The organism is Aeromonas sp. S16(2024), from assembly GCF_041403065.1.
GTDB lineage: Bacteria > Pseudomonadota > Gammaproteobacteria > Enterobacterales > Aeromonadaceae > Aeromonas.
Map to the genome: position 1 here is coordinate 158,388 of NZ_JBGLQX010000004.1, position 18,940 is coordinate 177,327.

Here is an 18,940-nt window from a genome sequence, read left to right on the forward strand (position 1 = left end):
TTGCAAGAAGGGGCCAGGCCCCTTCTTGTCAGGTTATTCGATTCCCGAGTCGGAAACCGGTTTGAAACTCCCGCTCACGGAGGTGGGCGACCTGCACATTGTGCCCTTCCAGCCCGATGTCTTTGAGCAGGGCGGGAGAGATATGCAGATAGCTGACGCGACGTTCCAGCCGGGTGATCCGTTTTTGAACCAGGGATTCGACAGTGCGCAGCAGGGCGAGTTCGATAGACATAATATTCTCCAGTTGAACGTGCGGTTCTCCCGGAGAGAGGAGATCACCCTGCGGGACAACCGCGGGTGATGAAAAAACAGGTGTTACCTGTTCCCTCCACGCGGTAAATAAAGAGCACGAGTCTTCGCGCTGCCATTGCAGCGATCGAACGCAACGTTGAACATGGAATGTTGCATGATCGTCTCCTTACCGTGTGAAAGTTGAACAAGTTGCCACAGTCTAAAAAAAACACCGAATTTTACGCAATATCTCCCCCACCCATATGGGTGGAATACGGCCATAGCCGGCCCCGGTCAAATCCCGGACAACAGCCGGAACTCCTCCAGCGCATAGGTATCCGTCATGCCGCTGACGTAGTCGAGCAGCAGCCGCACCCTGTAGTACCACTCCTGCTCGGCACCCTTGTCAAAGCGCGGATCCCGGCTGGCCACCGCCAGCCGGTAGGCCTTGAGGTGGCGGGCCGACAACCGGTGGAACAGCCGCCGGGCGAAGAAGAGCTCGCTCCCGCCATTGCCCGCCAGCAGCCGCTCGAACTGGGCGGCGGGGAGCGCCAGCAGGCAGGCGTAGGTGGAGAGCACCCCGCGCAGGGCGGCATAGCCCTCCAGCTCCAATGCCTCGACCTCGGGGCGCATGAAGACCTGCTCGCGGGCCACTCGCTTGAGCACATCCAGCACCCGGGCCGCCGGCGCCTGACCGTGCAGCAGCGCCCTGGGGTAGGCACCGCTCAGTATGGCCTCGTGATCGCTCACATAGGTGTGGGCCGCGAGCGCCACCAGATCCCGGGTCAGGTGCTGGCGAAAATGGGGGAAGAAGCCCCGACCGGAGGCCAGCGCCTCCTCGAGCAGGGTGGCCATGTAGTCCCCCCCATCGGCACTGCGCAGCGCCGCCAGCAGCTCCCCCTGGGTGAGGATGCGCCTGTCCACCGCGTCCTCCAGATCGGCGATGCAGTAGGAGATGTCGTCCGCCGCCTCCATGATGTAGACCAGCGGATGCCGGCATCCCGGCGCCAGCCCCAGACTCTGGCCGAGGGCGCGGTAGAGGGGCTGCTCGCTGAAGAAGATGCCGCGTTTGCTGGTCCAGCCATGGTGCTGGCCATAGCCCTGGGGACTGTGCAGCAGGGGCTGCTGCGGGTATTTGCACAGGGCCGCCAGCTGGCCCAGGGTGAGGTTCATCTCGTGCAGGCTGTGCACCAGCCGCAGGCTCTGGGCATTGCCGTCAAACACCAGCAGGTCCTGGCGCAACTCGGCCCACTGCGGGCTCGGCAGCTGATCATGGGCGCTGGCGAACAGCTCATCCAGCGACTGTGCCAGCCACTGGCTCATCACCTGCTCGCCGAAGTGGCCGAACGGCGGGTTGCCGACGTCGTGCAGCAGACAGGCCATCTCCACCAGGTTGATGAAGGCCCCTTCGCAGACGGTGCCCGCCGGCAGGGCCGCGAGGATGCGCCTGCTGATCTGGCGACCCGTCTCCTGCACTTCCAGCGAGTGGGTGAGACGGCTGCGCACCGAGGCCTTCACATCCAGCGGGAAGACCTGGGTCTTTTGCTGCAGGCGGCGCACCGGCGCCGCCTGCACTATGCGGGCGCGATCCTGCTCGGTCGCCTCCAGCAGCTCCTCGCTGCCCCAGGGGTGAATGCGCGCCGGGGTAATCAGACTGTCATACATGGTGCGGCTCCTTGCCTGTGGCGTCCGTCAGGTTCACGACAACAACCAGCGCCGCAAGCGGGCGATGTCGCCGGGATATTCACGGCGCAGTGTCTCAATCCAGTCCTCCACGTTCTCCCACCAGGCGGGGTGATCCGGGCTCTGGATCAGCTGGGCCGTCTGCTGCAGGCGGCGCAGGCCGATGGAACCCGCCGCCCCTTTTATCTTGTGCGCCTCCTCCACCACGCCGGCCTGATCCCTGGCAATCATGTTGGAGTCCAGCACCGCCATGTAGTCCGGCATCATCTTCTCGAACAGATCCACGCTGGAGAGCAGCACCGGCTTGCCGACCGTGCTGGCGTAATCGGTGAGGAAGGGCAGGTCCAGCAGCGCATCCTGGTTGCCCGCGTCCGCTTGATCAAAGGCCTCGTCGTCCGCCAGATCCGCGAACAGGTGGCCTATCACCTCCCGCACCGCCTTGGAGCCGAGCGGCTTGTTGATCACATCCTGCATGCCGTGATCCCGATAGTACTGGCGATCGCCGGTGGCGTTGGCGGTGAGCGCCACCATGGGGGGCAGGCTGTCGCCGTAACGGGCCAGCAGCTGGGCCGCCACGTCGAAGCCGGTCATGTCCGGCAGCTGGATGTCCAGCAGGATGAGGTCGAAGTCATCCGGGTTGGCCATGGCCAGCGCCTGGGTACCGTCCCGCGCCACCTTGACCTCGTGACCCAGCTTGCCCAGCAGGGCGCAGGCGACGGTGACGTTGAGCTCCACATCCTCCACCAGCAGGATATCCAGGGAGGGCATCTCGGGCTCCTGCGGGGTCGCCTGCGGCTCGACACAATCCACCTCCAGTTCGGCGGTGAAGCAGGAGCCTTCGCCAGGATCGCTGTCCACATAGAGCTGACCGCCCATGGACTGCACCAGCTGGCGGGAGACGGCGAGACCGATGCCGGTGCCGGTGGCGTGCTTCTTGCCCTGCACCTGGTAGTACATGGCGAAGATCTTCTCCTGCTGGGCGCGCGGGATGCCGACCCCGGTATCTTCCACCTCGAAGTGCAGCGCCAGCTTGCCCGGCGCCTCGGCGGCGTGGGCGAGGCAGCGCACCGTCACGCCGCCCTCGTCGGTGAATTTGACCGCATTGCCCACCAGGTTCCACAGCACCTGGCGCAGCCGGGTGCCGTCCGCCATCACGAACTGCGGCATGTCCCCATCCCGATCGAAGTGCAGGTAGAGCCCCTTCTGCTCCGCCTGGATGCGCGACAGCATCTCCAGCTCGTCGAGGAAGGCGGGCAGATCCATGGGGGCAGGCGCTATCTCGAGGCGGCGACGATCGAGTTTGTCGAGATCGATGATGTCATTGAAGATGTTGCCGAGCGTCACCGCGCTCAGATGGATGGTCTTGAGCTGCTGCTGCCGCTTGGCATCCAGCGGCGTGTCCATCAGCATGCGGCTCAGGCCCACGATGCCGTTGAGCGGGGTGCGCAGCTCGTGGCTGATGGTGGAGATGAAGGTGGTCTTGTCCCGGCTCGCCTTCTCCAGCTTGTCCTGATACTGCTTGCGCTCTGTGATGTCGCGGCCAAAGCCGAGCAGACCGAGCCGCTTGCCGAAACGGTCGAAGAAGGGCACCTTGCGCAGCTCGAAGTAGGCCTTGCGGCCATCGGGGTACTCCAGCCACTGCTCGTAGGTGAGGGGCTCGTTGCTGGCGAAGACCTGCTTGTCGGTCTCCACCACCTTGTTGGCGATCTCCTGCTTGTAGACATCGAACGGGGTCAGGCCGATGAGCTCGGCCTCCACCTTGCCGGTGAGCTCCTCCATGGCACGGTTGCAGCCGGAGAACTGCTCGTCTTCGTTGCGGTAGTAGACCAGATCCGGGGAGCAGTCGATGAAGGAGCGCAACAGGGCGGTACGCTCCCCCAGGTGCAGCTGGGCCTTCTCCCGCTGGAACACCTCGTTCTCCAGATCCTCTATGGCTTGCTGGCGCAGGGTCTCGGCCCGGTTGGTCTCGGCTATCTGGGCATTGAGGCGGCTGATGTTCTCCTGCAGCTGGCTGTTGAGCTCAAGATCGCGCTCGCGCATGTCTTGCAGCTTGCGCACCATGCGAGTCAGCCGCTGGCGGGAATCCTCCAGCTGATCCACCACTATGGAGAGGAAATAGACGGCCCAGGGGGTCACCAGCAGGCCGAAGAAGACAGAGCGCACCAGGTCGACAATATCCACAGTGCCGCGCAGAAACAGGGTCACCCCCATCTGGATGGAGACCGCCAGCACTATGATGGCGGTCGCCAGGAACATGCTGAAGCGCACCAGTCCCAGCTTGGTCATCAGGTCGACATAGTATTGCGCCCAGGATTTGATTTGCTTCATCTCGTTGTTTTCTCCCCGTTATTGCGCAAACAGAATACCAGCACGGCGCCCTGAACTCTTGCCCCTTGCACCTTAAATTATTGATTAACGTCACACTCCGACTGGGGTAGCATGCCTGCCATGAGTCAGTCAGCTCCGGTTCAGCAAAGGATCCCGAGCCGCACTGCCACCCTTGTCATCCCTTGTGTCAGGAGCACACCTCATGCGCAATCATGTTCTGTTGAGTCTTGGTCTGTTGGTCGCCACTGCCGCCCACGCCGATCTTGGCGAGATCCCCAGAGAGTCTGGCTGGTCCGGCTTCCTGCTGGGCGGGGTCAACGTCGTCAGCTACAAATCCAGCTTCTATGCCGGTGATGACAGCAACAGCCGCATCCATGATCTCGGCTCGCCCGACAGCGAGAGCGGCCTGACCCCCCTCATCAACGCCGACATTCGCTACACCTTCGCCGACACCCGCACCCAGGTGTTCCTCGGCAACCTGATCCAGGATGCGGTGCGCTTCGACTTCACCCAGCAGCTGGGCCTGCGCCAGGAGATGGGCGACAAGGGCATAGTCGCCACCTCCCTGGTGTTCAACGCCATGCCGGTGGAGCTGTGGAGCGATCCCTTCGCCACCAGGGTAGATCGCAGTGCCACCGACGTGAAGTCGAAAGGGGTGCGCTTTGCCTGGGACAAGATCTGGGGCAGCCAGTTCTACGGCACACTCACCAGCCGGGAGGTGGATCTGGACGAGGAGCGCAGCGGTCGGCAGTATGACCAGGCCCATGGCACCCAGTATGCCGCCATGCTGAGTCGCAACGGCAAGGTGCACGACATGGCGCTCTCCTACCAGTTCCACTTCGGCGGCAACCAGTTGCTGGAGCCGGCGATCCTCTACAAGCAGGCCAGGCTCGACGGCAGCGCCGAGAGCTTCGACAACACTGGGGTGCAGCTGACTTACGCCAAGCGGGGCCCGCAATGGTCCATCGTCAGCAACCTCTATGCCGGCAAGCGCAAGTATGACGAGGCGAATCCCCTGTTCGGCCGGCGTGCCGATGCAGACGAGTTCGCCATCAACGGCACCTTCTTCTGGCACAACCTGTTCGGGGTCAAGGCCCTGGCCGCGACCTTCACCGCCGCCTACTCCGGCGCCGACTCCGACATCGACTTCTACGATACCCAGGCCACCCGCTTCAGCACCGGCCTGCTCTACAACTTCTAAGCCGAGCCCTGCCGAAAACAGCGAGGCCACCCCAGGGGTGGCCTCGTTTTTTTCGCTTACTGACAGCCTTAGATACCGAGGGAGTCCAGCAGATCGTCGTGCTCGTTGCTCGCCGGGGCGACCGCCTGCGCCGGCTTGGTCGCCGCCAGCTTGGCCTGGGCGATCAGCTCGTCCGGATCGACCTCCTCCTGCACCCCGCCGTCGTGGATCCGGATAAACTCTGTCCTGTCCATGGCCAGCTCCAGATAGAAGATGTTGTTGCTGGCGGTGAAGAAGGTGACCCTGCGAGTCTCGGGGTTGTCGAGGTTGGTGTCCACGCTCAGCATCACCTGCTTGTTGAGGGCCAGCATCTTGGGCTGGTTCTGGGTGATGTGGGTCTGCAACTCGCGCCCCACCTTGCCGGTGAAGCTGCCGACGATCTGGTTCATCAGCTCGCCCATCACATTGCTCACCTCGTCCGAGGTGTGGGAGATGGCGAGATCCTCCTTGGAGAGACCCATGCTGAGCATGTAGCTCTCATACAGCTCCATGGCGGCGGCGGCGGAGAAGTTGATCACCACCAGCCCGGAGAAGCCGCCGTCGAACAGCACGAAGCAGCCGATGTCCGGCTTGAGGCAGGTCTTGCTGATCCGTTGCACCATGCCGGAGAAGCGCACCTGGGTCTGGGTCGCCGCACTCAATACGCTCGTCACCGAATTGCACAGGCTCAGCAGCACGTCCTCTGTGGTCAATACGGCATCATCCTCGGATCTTGTCACTATCATGGAACCTTCCTGCTGATCGAAAAAATAGGCTTGTCTGTCTCACCGCCCATGTCATCACGCGCGCGTTCGATACGCTAACAGATTGCGTGATCCCGGTGTTGAAACCGCGAGCCGCCTCTCACTTGACCGTATTGTCAGTCAGAAACGGGTGAAATCCACTCAGGGCGGCCAACCGGGCTCGCCAGTTATCGGCCTGTTGTCGCAAATCTTGCGCCTGATAGGGAAGCGCGGGGTGTGCTCCCCAGATGGGGCCAGGCCAGGCGGCATCCGAACTGAAGCGGGCGACATGGTGCAGGTGCAGCTGGGGCACCAGGTTGCCGAGCGCCGCCACGTTGATCTTGTCCGGATTGAGCTCGTGCTCCATCAGGGTGGCGACGGCGCAGGACTCCTGCATCAGCTGTTGCTGCTGCGCGGGGGCCAGATGGTGGATTTCCCGCAGCCCGGCGACCCTGGGCACCAGGATGAGCCAGGGATACTGGCTGTCTTTGGCCAGCAGCACGCGGCAAAGGGGGAGATCCCCGAGTATCTGGGTATCCGCCTGCAGGCGGGGATGCAATTCAAACATGGGGGCCTCGCTGGTCAACATGGGCACGTCAGGAGATGAGTGTGCCCACGTTACTGCAACGGGGGGCAAACTTAAAGCCGGGGCACGGCCCAACCGATGAAGCGCTTGCGAAGTTCAGGATCTGCCTGCAGGAAGAGTTGCTGCAACTGCCCCTCCAGCTCGCTGGCAGGGACTGAAGGTGCCTGGGCCGCCGTCACCGCTGCCGTGGTCGCCACGGCGCCGGTCGCCAGCACCGCCTTGCCCGTGCCGCGATTGTATTCCATCAGCCTGGCGTGCCAGTCCATGCCGATCTGCATGCCGCTGACCACCAGGGCCTCCTGCTGCACCTGCAGGGGCTTGTCCCCCGCCAGCAGGCTCACGACCGGCGCCTTGGCGTAGCGCTCCATGGCTTTCTCGTCGGCGGGCACGGCTGCCTGCAGGCGCACCGATTGGCCGCTGGCCTCATAGCGGATCACCTGGGGCTCGGAGCGGATCTGGCGATCGTTGTCGCTGCTGTTGCGACTCGGGATCACCCCCTCGTAGCGCACCAGCAACTGCTGCGCTCCGTCGGCCAGCACCGCATGCCGCTCGTCCTGCACCTTGCCGTCGCTCACCGCCAGGATCTGGAAATCCCCGGGCACCTCGACCCTGACCTCGGCCTGCACCGAGCAGACACACGACAAGCCGGCACACAGCAACATGACCCCAACCCAACTCTGATGACCCTTCATTCCCTGCCTCTCTCTGCTCGCTATGATGGGCGCAGGCTAGCAGCCGAAGATGACAGAAAAATAACGGGCTCAGAGCAGGTAGTGGGGCCGCTCGGCAAACCACTGGGCCAGCACCTGCTTGAACAGCCGGATCTTGCGCGGCACCCGGCGCTGCTGGGCATGCAGCACATGCAGCGGGTGCAGGCCGGTCTGCCAGTCCGTCAGCACGGCCACCAGCTCGCCCCTGGCCAGACTCGTCTCCACCAGCATCAGCGGGCACTTGGCAAACCCCATGCCCGAGCGGGCCAGCTGCAGCACCGTGCTGTAGTGGTTGGCCCGCACCTTGCCCTGCACCAGGATGTGGGCCTCCTCCCCTGCCTTGCGAAAATGCCACTGCTCCCAGGCCGGGTTGTGCCCCTGGAGCAGGCAGGGGCGCCCTCCCAGCTCATAAGGGGTGGTGGGGAGCCCCTCCCGGGCCAGCAGGGTCGGGCTCGCCACCACCACGTCTTTCAACTGCCCGAGGGGCAGCGCCACCAGGTTGTCCGGCACCTCGCTCATGGCGCGCAGGGCGATGTCATTCTCCCCCTGGCTCATGTCGATCATGGCGTTGGTGAAGTTGAGCTCCACCTCGACCCCAGGGCAGAGCTCGGCGAAGCGCGCCAGCAGCTCGCTCACCATGCGATCTCCCGTGCTGACCGGACAGGTGAAGCGCAGGCGACCGCTGTCCTCCTCGGTCAGGGCGCGGATGTCCTGCTCCGCCTGACGGGCCAGGGCGGCTATCTGGCCCGCCTGCACATAGAGGGTCCTGCCCGCCTCGGTCAGGCTGAGGCGGCGGGTGGTGCGCTGCAACAGTTGCGCATTGAGGGCGGATTCGAGGGCGCTGACGTGGCGGCTCAGCATCCCCTTGCTCACCCCCAATGCATCGGCGGCGGCGGAGAAACTGCCGCGCTGCACCACCTCGTAGAAACTGCTCAGATGGGCGATGTCCATCCATTAGCTCCAATATGGAAACAATGAGTTTATGTTAAGCGCTTTTTCTCCCTTTTCATCCAGTTATCATCAACACATCCCCATCAGGAGTGACCAAGATGAAAATTGTGATTGTGGGTGCCTCCGGCACCATAGGTTCCGCCGTCAGCGAGTTGCTTGCCAGAGACCACCAGGTGATCCGGGTCGGCCACAGCCGGGGAGACGCCACCGTTGACATGACGGATGGCGCCTCCATCGCCGCCCTGTTTGCGGGTATAGGCCGGTTCGATGCCCTGGTGGTCGCCAGCGGCAGCGTGGCCTTCAACGCCCTGACCGAGATGACGGACGAGCAGTGGCAGCTGGGGCTCCAGAGCAAGCTGATGGGGCAGATCAACCTGACCCGGGCCGCCATTCCCTATCTGAATGACAAGGGCTCCATCACCCTCATCAGCGGCATACTGAGCGAGGAGCCCATCCACTGGGGGGTCAGTGCAACCACCATCAACGGCGCCATAGAGCACTTCGTGAAGGGGGCTGCCTGCGAACTGCCGAGGGGCCTGCGCATCAACGTGGTGAGCCCGACAGTGCTGGAGGAGTCCATGGGCAAATACGCCGACTTCTTCCCGGGCTTCGTGCCCGTGCCCGCCGCCCGGGTGGCCCAGGCCTACAAGAAGTCGGTGCTGGGGGTGCAGAGCGGCCAGATCTTCCGGGTCAATGGCTGAGGCCACCCTCCCTCACTGCCAGACGCCAATAAAAACGGGCCCCGTCATGGGGCCCGTCTGTTTGTCGGCTTGCGGCCTTCACCGCCGGCAAACGTTTGTGCGCCGGTGGCAAAAAAAGGCGGTCAGCCTCAGTCGATCAGACCGTATTGCTCGCGCAGTACCTCGATGATCTCCTGCTTGGGATTGGCGCTGCGCACCAGCTTGTGACCGATGACCTTCTCGGCGATCCCCACGTAGGTATGGGAGATGTCCATCATCACCTCGGTGGGCAACTTGTTGTCCCGGGCCAGGGCGAAGCGTTCCGGCATGCGGTTCTTATTGAGCAGAATGTCCGGATCCGGGAAGTGGTTCAGCAGCCACTGGCGGAAGCCCTCCTTGGACTTCTCGACGATCTCGCCATTGCGCAAGGCGGCGCCGTCCCAGATGCGGGAGCTGTCGGGGGTACCCACTTCGTCCATGTAGATGAGCTTCTCGCGACCGGCGGCATCGGTCACGTAACCGAACTCGAACTTGGTGTCGACGAAGATCTGATCGAGCGCGGCCAGAGCCTCGCTGATGACATTGAAGCCCTCTTTGAGCAGCGTCTCGTAGCTGCTTATGTCCGCCGGGGAGCGGAAGCCGAAGGCCTGATGGTGGCGCTCTATGTCGGCACGGGAGACGTTGACGTCATCCGCTTCCGGCACGCCATCCAACCCCTTGAGGATCCCCTTGGTAGACGGGGTGATGAGGATCTCGGGCAGCTTCTGATCCTTCTTCAGCCCTTCCGGTAACGTGATGCCGCAGAACTCGCGCTCGCCGTCCTTGTAGGCACGCCACATGGAGCCGGTGATGTACTGGCGGGCGATGGCCTCGATCATCACGGGGCGGGCCTTTTGCACTATCCAGACGAAGGGGTGCGGTATGTCCAGGATGTGGCTGTCCGCCAATCCCTTCTCCTTGAACAGCTTGAACCAGTGGCTGGAGATGGCATTGAGTGCAGCCCCCTTGCCCGGCACGCCGTTCAAGCCATCCACACCCTGCCAGATGCAGTCGAAGGCGGAGATGCGGTCGCTGATCACCATGAGGGCGAGGGGCGTATCCGCAGGCACATCATAGCCTTTCTCTCTTATGAGCCGGGCACTGTCTGCGGGGGTCAACCAGTAGACGCTGCGCACTTTGCCGGAATGGACAGGTTTATCGGTACGGATCGGCAAATCGTCATTCACCGCCAATACTTGATCTGCAAGACTCATGGCTAATAACACTTCCTGTTGTGGGACTGACAAGACAGGGGCATCAGGCTCCTGCCTACGAGGGATTCATTCAGCTAAGCAGCACATAACAAAACAGGGGCACCAGGCCCCTGTTTCTATTCTGCTTTCGCAGCCTGATCGGCCACGCCTTTGGCAAAGGCCTCGGACAGGCTGATATACATCTGGGAGATGACACCGGATGCGACCGGCTTCTTGTCCTTGTCGAACAGGGTGATGGAGGTCTTGCCTCCGGCCATCTCGCCCAGCTGGAAGCGGTACTGCTCTTCCTCCAGCTTGAACGGCTCGGCCCCCTTGGCCTGCCAGAACTCGGCATTGGGCTCGTCATACTCGACGTCGATCCAGCCCAGGGACTGCTGGGTATCCTTGATGGTGAAACCGTAGCCCGGCAGCACCTGATTGAGGCGGCGCCAGACCTGCTCGAAGGAACCATCGGCAATCCAGGCACTCAGCTCGTTGTTGTCCAGACCCAGCTCCAGACCCATGCCATCGTTGGACTTGTGCTGTTCGCGGGCCTTGAGCTGCTTGTCGTAGTAGAGGGAGAACTGGTTCAGTGCCCGGGTCGCGTAGCGCTGGGCATCGGCCGGGGTCAGCACTGTGCTGGTCTCGCCGTCTATGGTCTCTTCATGCTCCAGCACCCGCACCGACATGTTGACGGCGTGACGCTGCACATCGTTGCGCAGGGTGAACTGGTAGCGTTGACGGATGCGGAAGTCGTCGTCCTCCTCCGCCCAGCCATCGAGGGCGGCGGAGTTGTCAAACCAGCCGGTCTGCAACACGCCGGCCTGCTGATCCAGCTTCTCGGTGGTGACCTTGTGCTGGGCCAGGAAGTTCATCAGGAAGGCCCAGGTATCGTGCTCCACGCTCTGGCTGGTGCTCAGGGCATAGAAGGCCAGGGTAGGTTCGCTGGCCTTGGTCACCACCTGGCTGCCAGGGACCACTGTCAGCAGCTGGGCTGGCGGACGCACGTCCACCTTGGCGCCGATGGCACCTTCACGGCTGCTCTCCGGCAGGGCCGGAATGTCGAAATTACTGTTAAAGGCGGGGGTACTCAACCCGGCGGGCACGAGGAAGGCGCGACCTTCGAGGCGGCTCTCTTCATACTCGAAGCCACGGTTGGCCATCTTGCGATCCTGGGGTGAGCTACAGGCTGCCAACACGGCAACAGTCGCGACACTCAGCACCAGGCGCACTGCATTTCCCTTTCCATTTGCTTTAAACACTCGCCATCAACTCCGCAGTCGTCAGTGCTCGCGCCATCGCCTGTTCCCCCTCGAGGGTGAGGTCGGTCAGTGGCAGGCGCAAGGTCGCCGTCGCCATCAATCCCAGGCGGGCACAGGCCCACTTCACCGGGATGGGACTCGGTTCGCAGAACAGAGTCTGATGCAACGGCATCAATCGATTGTTGATGTCATGAGCCTGCCCGGCATCACCGGCCAGCGCAGCACGACACATGTCGGCCATCTGGGGCGCCGCAATATTGGTGGTGACCGAAATGACGCCATCGCCCCCTTGCAGCATAAAATCACATCCGCTGGCATCATCGCCACTATAAAGCGCGAAATCCGGCCCGCACAACTCACGCAGCAGCGGGGTGCGGCTCAAATCACCCGTCGCCTCTTTCAAACCGATGATGCCGGGAACCTTGGCCAGACGCGCCACGGTTTCCGGTTTGAGATCGCAACAGGTGCGACCGGGCACATTATAGAGAATTTGAGGCAGACCACTAGCCTCGGCGATCGCACAATAGTGACGATAGAGACCTTCCTGGGTGGGTTTGTTGTAATAAGGGGTCACCGAGAGGCCCGCCACCACGCCGGTCTGGGCGAAACGCCGGGAGAGCGCGATGGCATGGGCTGTGCTGTTGGAGCCGCAGCCCGCGATGACCGGGATGCGGCCGGCGGCGAACTCGACGGTCTTTTCCACGACGGCGATATGTTCCGACTCGCTCAGGGTGACCGACTCTCCCGTGGTGCCCACCGCGACTATGGCACTGGTGCCGGCACCGACATGATACTCCACCAGGGCAGCCAGACTGGTCCAATCGATCTCACCCGAGGCCAGCATGGGGGTAACGAGCGCAACAATACTACCGCGTAACATGGATATTTCTCCCGATTTTCAGGGGCGTAATGGTAAAGCTGCCCCCTTTGAAAAACAAGGGAGGCAGGGGACAAGCCGTGTTACCATCCGCCACAAAACGTATGGATGCACGAGGGCAGGAGAGAGCCCGGAGCAGGGCGTCATGCCCGTCAGGCGCTCGCTCTCACCGCATTCGCAATAAATGGACGAGAGACGATTTATGACTCACTACCTGGTCGTAACGGCCATCGGCACGGACAGGCCTGGCATCGTCAATGAGGTTACCCGTCACGTCAGTGGCTGCGGTTGCAACATTGTCGACAGCCGTCTTGGCATCTTCGGCAACGAATTCACTTTCATCATGCTGTTGTCCGGTGACTGGAACAGCCTGATGCAGCTTGAGATAAGCCTCCCCCTGCGCAGCCAGGAGTGGGATCTCATCACCATGATGAAGCGCACCGAGCGCCATCACTCCCTGCAATATGACATCAGCGCCAGCGCCGAGGTGCTGATCCGGGATCAGCCGGGCATCGTAAGCCAGTGCACCCAGTTCTTCAGCGATCACGGCTGGGATATCCAGGCCATGCAGACCGTCACCCTCGAGCAGCAACCCTTCAATCTGCTCAAGGCCAATTTCCAGCTCAATCAGGCCAAGCAGGGGGAGGCGGCGGACTCGAAGACGGCCTTCGCCGATTTCTGTCGTGAACTGGGTGCCGAGTCATTCGAGTTCATCGTCAATCACAAATACGCCTGACGGCGTTTATCCGAGGAGACCCCATGCAACCACTACAAGTTGGTACTCAGGCCCCCGATTTTTCCCTCTCCGATCAGGATGGTCAGCAGGTCAGCCTGTCCTCCCTGCGGGGCAAGAAGGTGCTCATCTATTTCTATCCCAAGGCGATGACCCCGGGCTGCACCACCCAGGCCTGCGGCCTGCGCGACGTCAATACCGAGCTGGCCGCCCTCAACGTGGTGGTGCTCGGCATCAGCCCGGACCCGGCCAAGCGCCTGAAGAAATTCGAGGAGCGCGACAACCTGAACTTCCGGCTGCTGGCCGATGAGGATCACGCCGTGGCCGATGCCTTTGGCGTCTGGGGCCCGAAGAAGTTCATGGGTAAGGAGTACGACGGCATTCATCGGCTGAGCTTCCTCATCGATGAGGAGGGCAAGGTGGCCCATCGCTTCGACAAGTTCAAGACCAGCGATCACCATCAGGTGGTGCTCGACCTCGTCAGGGGCTGACCTACACAAATTCAGACACGACAACAGGGCCTGCAGATGCAGGCCCTGTTCATTTACCCCCTGTTCTGCCGCGCAAGAGCCGGGAATCTCCTGCCAAAAGCAGCGCCCCTGTTGCCCCTCCTCCCCGTTTTTCTCGCCAACCTCCCCTATCAGATCAAAAAATTCATCCTGGATATGGGTTAACGTGACCCCAGATTCATTTTCCAGCGAGACAGCCCATGAACATGAGCCATACCGAACGCCTGATCCTGAGCAATCAGTACGAGATCCTGGCCAAACTCAATCCGGAGAAGGCGGCGTTTTACCAGCGGGCCAGCACCATAGTCGAGCGTGGCTACTGCCTGCAGATCCTCGAGCTGGAGAAGAGCTTCGGCCACCTGGATCTCGCCACCTGCCAGGAGGTGCTGGACACTTTGGAGCTGCACCATGCGCTGGCCATCTCCTGGGGCAACCTCGACGCCGGTAACCGGGCCGAGGTGAACGAGAGTCGCCTGGCCTTCAACGGCTACAGCCGCAGCCAGGAGCGGGAACTGGCGGATTATGTCTGCTTCCTGCTGGAGGTGGACAAGCGCTTCCCCGAGCTGCCCTGCCCCTGTGACGAGCTCTCCAGCGACATCGCCATGCGCGACAAGTACCAGCGCATGCTGGCGGCCTGGCGTCAGTGCCCCCGTCAGTACAAGCTCTCCATTCAGGAGATCAGCAAGGTACTGGCCGCCTGAATGTGAAAAAGGCGCCTGGTGGCGCCTTTGCTCCCCTGCCGGGGCTATTCGTAGAGGAAGGATTTGTCCAGCTGCTTGAAGGCGGCGTTGAGGGTGTCGGCCAGCTCCTCGTAACGGGGTCGGGCCACCAGCTGACGATGACCACCCTGCTCGTTCATCTTGCCGTTGATCTCCCTGTACCAGTTGGCGAGGGAGGGGGGAAGACGGGTATCGGCACGCTGGCCGAGCCAGTAATAGCCTTGCAGCGGCAGACTGAGCAGGAACAACACTGAGGCCATGACGGAGGGCCAGTAATGCAGCTCGCCGAACTGGAACTGCAGCATGACGCTGAGCACGGCGAGCGCCGGGATGACCCTGAGGGCGAACTCGGTGGCCTTGATCACCCGATTCTCCGGGAACATGGAATTAAGCTCGGGACGGCGCGGCCAAAGAGTCATATAATGACGGCCTTGCTGTAATTTAGTTCCAAAAATGTTCATGCTCATACTACCTCCGAGCTCTTTTTGAACGTATTAACGGCAAAACCTCGACAATATTTGAGAGGCAATAACAAAGGTTGAGGATGACTTTGTTATTTTTCAACAATCAGGTTATCCTTTGTACGCCCAATTTTTACGCCAGTGGTTTGCTGCTGGCCTGTCAGGGACGTCAGAATTCCGGGTCTTGTATCACTATACAAGGGGCAAGCAACAGATTGCCAACCCTCATAAGGATAAGTTGATAGTTTTTGGGCGCACCGCGTCCGGCGCATCCTCCAAACCCAACCCAATCTGCGATAGGATTTATTCATGAGTAAGCTGGTTCTTGTTCTTAACTGTGGCAGCTCGTCCCTGAAGTTTGCTGTCATTGACGCAACCACCGGTGATGATCTGCTGTCCGGCCTGGCCGAGTGCTTCAACCTCGACGACGCCCGCATCAAGTGGAAGCTCAACGGCGAAAAGGGCAGTGCCGATCTGGGTGCCGGTGCCGCTCACCAGGAAGCACTGGACTACATCGTCCACAAGATCCTGCCGCTCAACCCTGAACTGTCCAAGAACCTGATTGCCATCGGCCACCGCGTGGTACACGGCGGCGAGCAATTCACTTCTTCCGTGCGGATCTGCAAAGACGTGATCGCCGGTATCGAAGCCGCCATTCCTTACGCGCCGCTGCACAACCCGGCTCACCTGATCGGCATCCGTGCCGCCCTCAAGGTCTTCCCTGAGCTGGCCGAGAAGAACGTCGCCGTGTTCGACACCGCCTTCCACCAGACCATGCCGGAAGAGGCCTTCCTGTACGCCCTGCCGTACAAGCTCTACAAAGAGAACGGCATCCGTCGCTACGGCGCCCACGGCACCAGCCACTACTACATCAGCCTGGAAGCCGCCAAGCAGCTGAACAAGCCGGTCGAAGAGCTGAACATCATCAACTGCCACCTGGGCAACGGCGGCTCCGTCTGCGCCATCAAGAACGGCAAGTCCGTCGACACCTCCATGGGTCTGACCCCGCTGGAAGGCCTGGTGATGGGTACCCGTTCCGGTGACATCGATCCGGCCATCATCTTCTTCCTGCACGACAAGCTGGGCATGAGCGTCGCCGAGATCAACACCATGCTGACCAAGGAATCCGGCCTGCAGGGTCTGACCGAAGTCACCTCCGACTGCCGTTTCGTTGAAGACAACTACGACAGCAAGGAAGAAGCCAAGCGCGCCATGGACGTGTACTGCTACCGTCTGGCCAAGTACATCGGTGCCTACGCCGCCGCCATGGACGGTCGTCTGGATGCCGTGGTCTTCACCGGCGGCATCGGCGAGAACTCCGCCCCGATCCGTGAGATCACCCTGAACAAGCTGGGCCTGCTGGGCTTTGACGTCGACCACGACGCCAACCTGAAGGCGCGCTTCGGCAAGGGTGGCGAGATCACCAAGGCTGGCTCCACCAAGGCCCTGGTTATCCCGACCAACGAAGAGTGGGTCATCGCCCACGACGCGCTGGAACTGGTCGGCGCATAAATTAGCTGTAGAGCAAGGCCGCCCCAGGGCGGCCTTTTCCTGATCCCAAAAATGAACAAGGGGTAATAAGTGGCACGCACTATTATGCTCATCCCGGTCGGCACTGGTGTCGGCGTAACTTCCGTGAGCCTTGGCGTCGTTCGCGCCATGGAACGTCACGGTGTCAATGTCAGCTTCTTCAAACCGGTCGCCCAGCCGCGTCCGGGTGAAACCGGTACCGAGCGCTCCACCGCCGTGATCCGCGCAGCCGCCAACATCAACCCGCCAGAGCCGTTCGCCCTCTCCTACGCCGAGAACATGATCACCTCCAGCAACACCGACATCCTGCTGGAAGAGATAGTGGCTCGCTTCGAAGAGCACGTGAAGACCAGCGGTGCCGAAGTGGTGGTAATCGAAGGCTTGGTGCCGACCGACAAGCAGCCCTTTGCCAACAAGCTGAACTACGACGTCGCCAAGGCGCTGGATGCCGACATGGTGTTCGTGACCCATCCGGGCAACGACTCCAGCCAGAAGCTCAAAGAGCGCATCGAGCTGGCCTGCTCCAACTTCGGTGGCGTCAGCAACCCGCGCATCGTGGGCTGCGTCATCAACAAGGTGGGTGCACCGGTTGACGAGCACGGCGTGACCCGCCCCGATCTGACCGAGATGTTCGAGGCCCATCACCACACCTCCGACACCGCCCACAACCTGGAAGTGCTGCAGGTGTTCGGCAAGAGCCCGCTGCGCATCCTCGGCTGCATCCCCTGGAACACCCAGCTGATCGCCCCGCGCGCCAAGGATCTTGCCAAGCACCTGGCCGCCAAGATCCTGCACAAGGGTGAGCTGGACAGCCGTCGCCTGCAAACCGTGACCTTCTGTGCCCGCTCCATCCACAACATGATCGAGCACTTCCGTCCTGGCAGCCTGCTGGTGACCTCAGGCGATCGCTCCGACGTCATCGTCTCCGCCTGCCTGTCTGCCATGAACGGCGTCAAGCTGGGTGCCCTGCTGCTGACCGGCAACTACCATCCCGAGCCGCAAGTCATCGCCCTGTGCCAACAGGCCATGGCCACCGGCCTGCCGATCATGATCACCGGCACCAACACCTGGCAGACCGCCGTCAGCCTGCAGAACTTCAACGTCGACATCCCGGAAGATGACCGCGAGCGTATCGAGCTGGTGCAGGACTATGTGGCTGGCCACATCGACAAGCACTGGATCGAGTCTCTCTCTGCCAAGTCCACCCGCTCCCGTCGCCTGAGCCCGCCAGCGTTCCGCTATCAGCTGACCGAGCTGGCCCGTCAGGCCAACAAGCGCGTCGTGCTGCCGGAAGGGGAAGAGCCGCGCACCATCAAGGCTGCCGCCATCTGTGCCGAGCGTGGCATCGCCCGTCCGGTGCTGCTGGGCAACCCGGAAGAGATCCGCCGCGTCGCCGAACAGCAGGGTGTGGTACTGACAGATCGCGTCGAGATCATCGACCCGCTGGAAGTGCGCGAGCGCTATGTGCCCCGTCTGGTCGAGCTGCGCAAGAACAAGGGCATGACCGAAGTGGTCGCCCGCGAACAGCTGGAAGACAACGTGGTGCTGGGCACCATGATGCTGGAGCGTGGCGAAGTGGACGGTCTGGTTTCCGGCGCCGTGCACACCACAGCCAACACCATTCGTCCGCCGATGCAGATCATCAAGACTGCCCCGGGTTCCTCGTTGATTTCGTCGATCTTCTTTATGCTGCTGCCTGATCAGGTGCTGGTATACGGTGACTGCGCCATCAACCCGGATCCGAGCGCCGAACAGCTGGCCGAGATCGCCATCCAGTCCGCCGACTCCGCTGCCGCCTTCGGCATCGAGCCGCGCGTCGCCATGATCTCCTACTCCACCGGTACCTCTGGCGCCGGCGCTGACGTCGAGAAGGTGCGCGAAGCGACCGAGCTGGCCAAGGCCAAGCGCCCCGACCTCATCATCGACGGCCCGCTGCAGTACGACGCGGCCATCATGGAGAACGTGGCCAAGTCCAAGGCACCGAACTCACCGGTCGCGGGTAAAGCCACAGTGTTCGTGTTCCCGGACCTGAACACCGGCAACACCACCTACAAGGCGGTACAGCGCTCCGCCGAGCTGGTCTCCATCGGCCCCATGCTGCAAGGCATGCGCAAGCCGGTCAACGACCTGTCCCGTGGCGCCCTGGTAGACGACATCGTCTACACCATCGCCCTGACCGGTATCCAGGCAGCCCAGGCCGAGTAATATCGCCCCGCGCTGACCCTGTGAAAAACCCGCCTTCCGGCGGGTTTTTTTATGGCGGCGAGATGTTGATCCACAAGATCAAATCAGGATCCTGGGCAGATCCCCCGATCTGACGCTGGGGCTCATCTGGCAAGGCGCTGGCGATAAGCAAACACTCACACCCGCGCAGGGGGATTGCACAATTGCGATCCAGTCAGGATCAAATCAGAATATCCCTTTAAGATCAGCTAACTAACGCCAGACACACCGCTAATCTACAGAGTTTTCCACAGCTTTTGTGG

At 61.9% G+C, this 18,940-nt stretch carries 18 protein-coding genes; 7 read left to right on the plus strand and 11 right to left on the minus strand.

The features are described from left to right. Positions 1–28: 28 nt before the first annotated feature. The 3 genes from ACB030_RS04905 to arcB all read right to left on the minus strand — a co-directional run bounded on the left by ACB030_RS04905 (position 29) and on the right by arcB (position 4,242). Positions 29–232 carry a hypothetical protein gene (locus ACB030_RS04905; RefSeq protein WP_371158487.1) on the minus strand — a complete coding sequence of 68 codons (204 nt, stop codon included), beginning with the start codon at positions 230–232 and terminating at the stop codon, positions 29–31. Positions 233–525: 293 nt separating this feature from the next. Continuing rightward, complete coding sequence (gene dgt, locus ACB030_RS04910) at positions 526–1,896, minus strand: dGTPase (RefSeq protein WP_371158489.1); 1,371 nt, start codon at positions 1,894–1,896, stop codon at positions 526–528. Positions 1,897–1,929: 33 nt separating this feature from the next. Continuing rightward, positions 1,930–4,242 (minus strand): aerobic respiration two-component sensor histidine kinase ArcB, encoded by a 2,313-nt coding sequence (gene arcB, locus ACB030_RS04915; protein WP_371158491.1) that lies wholly within the window; start codon positions 4,240–4,242, stop codon positions 1,930–1,932. A 202-nt stretch (positions 4,243–4,444) separates the two neighbouring features. On the opposite strand from arcB, the gene ACB030_RS04920 reads away from it, so the two are divergent. Then, the gene (locus tag ACB030_RS04920) at positions 4,445–5,443 is read left to right on the plus strand and encodes a DUF2860 family protein (RefSeq protein ID WP_371158493.1); all 999 of its coding nucleotides are present in this window, start codon (positions 4,445–4,447) and stop codon (positions 5,441–5,443) included. A 68-nt stretch (positions 5,444–5,511) separates the two neighbouring features. Here the strand turns inward: ACB030_RS04920 and ACB030_RS04925 are convergent, their stop codons facing one another. The 4 genes from ACB030_RS04925 to ACB030_RS04940 form a co-directional block, all read right to left on the minus strand. Further along, the gene (locus tag ACB030_RS04925; protein WP_205641092.1) at positions 5,512–6,207 is read right to left on the minus strand and encodes a DUF3334 family protein; all 696 of its coding nucleotides are present in this window, start codon (positions 6,205–6,207) and stop codon (positions 5,512–5,514) included. 118 nt (positions 6,208–6,325) lie between these two features. Next, on the minus strand, positions 6,326–6,772 hold the full coding sequence (locus ACB030_RS04930) for an HIT domain-containing protein (protein ID WP_371158495.1): 447 nt from the start codon (positions 6,770–6,772) through the stop codon (positions 6,326–6,328). A 71-nt stretch (positions 6,773–6,843) separates the two neighbouring features. Next, positions 6,844–7,482 (minus strand): DUF2057 domain-containing protein, encoded by a 639-nt coding sequence (locus ACB030_RS04935; RefSeq protein WP_371158497.1) that lies wholly within the window; start codon positions 7,480–7,482, stop codon positions 6,844–6,846. 69 nt (positions 7,483–7,551) lie between these two features. Continuing rightward, positions 7,552–8,451 carry a LysR family transcriptional regulator gene (locus ACB030_RS04940; protein WP_371158499.1) on the minus strand — a complete coding sequence of 300 codons (900 nt, stop codon included), beginning with the start codon at positions 8,449–8,451 and terminating at the stop codon, positions 7,552–7,554. 98 nt (positions 8,452–8,549) lie between these two features. Between ACB030_RS04940 and ACB030_RS04945 the strand changes: the two genes are divergently transcribed. Further along, entirely contained in the window at positions 8,550–9,152 is a 603-nt protein-coding gene (locus tag ACB030_RS04945) for a short chain dehydrogenase (protein WP_371158501.1), read from the plus strand. Positions 9,153–9,280: 128 nt separating this feature from the next. On the opposite strand, the gene ACB030_RS04950 is transcribed toward ACB030_RS04945, so the two are convergent. From ACB030_RS04950 to dapA, 3 genes are all read right to left on the minus strand, one after another. Beyond that, positions 9,281–10,384 (minus strand): phosphoribosylaminoimidazolesuccinocarboxamide synthase, encoded by a 1,104-nt coding sequence (locus ACB030_RS04950; RefSeq protein WP_371158503.1) that lies wholly within the window; start codon positions 10,382–10,384, stop codon positions 9,281–9,283. A gap of 116 nt (positions 10,385–10,500) precedes the next feature. Then, on the minus strand, positions 10,501–11,625 hold the full coding sequence (bamC, locus tag ACB030_RS04955) for an outer membrane protein assembly factor BamC (protein WP_371158505.1): 1,125 nt from the start codon (positions 11,623–11,625) through the stop codon (positions 10,501–10,503). Further along, positions 11,618–12,505, minus strand: a complete 888-nt coding sequence (gene dapA, locus ACB030_RS04960; protein WP_371158507.1) for a 4-hydroxy-tetrahydrodipicolinate synthase — start codon at positions 12,503–12,505, stop codon at positions 11,618–11,620. The genes bamC and dapA overlap by 8 nt, the downstream gene beginning before the upstream one ends. A 199-nt stretch (positions 12,506–12,704) precedes the next feature. Here dapA and ACB030_RS04965 point away from each other — a divergent pair, with 199 nt between their 5' ends. The 3 genes from ACB030_RS04965 to ACB030_RS04975 all read left to right on the plus strand — a co-directional run bounded on the left by ACB030_RS04965 (position 12,705) and on the right by ACB030_RS04975 (position 14,445). Further along, positions 12,705–13,238, plus strand: coding sequence for a glycine cleavage system protein R (locus ACB030_RS04965; protein WP_025328154.1), 534 nt, complete (start codon positions 12,705–12,707; stop codon positions 13,236–13,238). A 23-nt stretch (positions 13,239–13,261) separates the two neighbouring features. Beyond that, positions 13,262–13,726, plus strand: coding sequence for a thioredoxin-dependent thiol peroxidase (gene bcp / locus ACB030_RS04970; protein ID WP_371158509.1), 465 nt, complete (start codon positions 13,262–13,264; stop codon positions 13,724–13,726). Between the two features lie 218 nt (positions 13,727–13,944). After that, positions 13,945–14,445, plus strand: coding sequence for a YfbU family protein (locus ACB030_RS04975; protein ID WP_371158510.1), 501 nt, complete (start codon positions 13,945–13,947; stop codon positions 14,443–14,445). A gap of 44 nt (positions 14,446–14,489) precedes the next feature. On the opposite strand, the gene yfbV is transcribed toward ACB030_RS04975, so the two are convergent. Then, positions 14,490–14,930, minus strand: coding sequence for a terminus macrodomain insulation protein YfbV (gene yfbV, locus ACB030_RS04980; RefSeq protein ID WP_025328157.1), 441 nt, complete (start codon positions 14,928–14,930; stop codon positions 14,490–14,492). A gap of 303 nt (positions 14,931–15,233) precedes the next feature. Here yfbV and ACB030_RS04985 point away from each other — a divergent pair, with 303 nt between their 5' ends. After that, on the plus strand, positions 15,234–16,436 hold the full coding sequence (locus ACB030_RS04985) for an acetate kinase (protein WP_025328158.1): 1,203 nt from the start codon (positions 15,234–15,236) through the stop codon (positions 16,434–16,436). 69 nt (positions 16,437–16,505) lie between these two features. Further along, positions 16,506–18,659 (plus strand): phosphate acetyltransferase, encoded by a 2,154-nt coding sequence (gene pta, locus ACB030_RS04990; protein WP_025328159.1) that lies wholly within the window; start codon positions 16,506–16,508, stop codon positions 18,657–18,659. The last annotated feature ends 281 nt before the right edge of the window (positions 18,660–18,940 follow it).